The organism is Bartonella sp. AC158YNML (assembly GCF_042196725.1).
Lineage (GTDB): Bacteria > Pseudomonadota > Alphaproteobacteria > Rhizobiales > Rhizobiaceae > Bartonella.
This window is the reverse complement of sequence record NZ_JBHIQU010000074.1, coordinates 1-1,036: the sequence shown is the minus strand read 5'-3', so window position 1 is coordinate 1,036 and position 1,036 is coordinate 1. Positions and strand designations below refer to the sequence as shown.

Genomic DNA, 1,036 nt, shown 5'->3' with positions numbered 1-1,036 from the left:
AAGCGTTTCAAAATCTTCTTTAATTGGTGCTTTTTTATCGTACATGCGAACGAGAAGCGTCATATAAGCGCCCCTTTGCTCTAACGTCATTCCATCTGTACCACTTATCCAGTCATACAAATGGAATCTTATCCATGGCATACCATTAGACATGCGCATCCCCTTCTTTCATTAAATATAAAATTGCCAAAGCATCTGCTTCGTTGTCGTCACAAGGCGCGTGACCTTTTGCACGCATTGCCTTAATCATTTCTGCTTTTGAGGCATTTCCTTTGCCTGTCATTGCTTTCTTAATGGTACCAACGGGAATGCCTTCATACGGTATCTGATGATGTTCACACCACGCCGTTAATGTTGCTAGAAAGCCCCCATAAACATGAGAAGCGTCTGTACCCACATGCCGGCGGACCTCTTCAAAATACACTGCATCAATTTCATCAACAGACCTCTTTAGTTCAGAAAGCCATTTCTTAAAGCGCAAGTAACGCATGCCACCGCCTTCAAAACGGCGTGATTGAAAATGTTCTGTATCACTTGTGATAAAACCATCTGCATCACGAAGCGCCCAGCCAGTCTTAGTGCCTAGATCAAGACAGAGAATGGTTTGTGCATTAGTGATCATAATCCCCCCCTTAAGGCTCTACGTATTTATATGCGTGCTATGACAGAGCGTGTTGTGACTGCTTGTCTTGAAAAAATGACTGTAACAACACAAACCGACCTCATAGACTTTAAAAAAGTGGATTAACTCAATTCAGACGCACACTACACGCATCATTTATTAATTTGATTTCTTCTTCTCTTTTTTTGATGAGGTCATCCCTTAAGAAGCCAAGATTACTTTCGACTAAAGCTGTAAACAAAAGTAGCTCATTTAGGCGATGAAAAGATGACAAATCTTGAGAAAAATAATTATCAAACCAAGTTGTAAAAGCTTGCGTAAAGGCAGATGAAAACCATTGATTAAAATCATCGTATGGCAATAACGGAAAATAATTTCTATCATCACGCGCAAAAATATTTTGCAGTATATAGA

The 1,036-nt window shown here is 39.9% G+C and carries 2 protein-coding genes and 1 pseudogene; all 3 read right to left on the bottom strand.

The features are described from left to right. A partial coding sequence (locus tag ACFIM1_RS09300) for a DUF1376 domain-containing protein (protein WP_375694688.1) occupies positions 1-141 on the bottom strand: 141 nt, incomplete at its 3' end. Positions 142-145: 4 nt separating this feature from the next. Continuing rightward, on the bottom strand, positions 146-622 hold the full coding sequence (locus ACFIM1_RS09295) for a crossover junction endodeoxyribonuclease RuvC (protein WP_375679549.1): 477 nt from the start codon (positions 620-622) through the stop codon (positions 146-148). 127 nt (positions 623-749) lie between these two features. Next, positions 750-1,036: pseudogene (locus ACFIM1_RS09290) on the bottom strand (hypothetical protein); the annotation flags it as partial.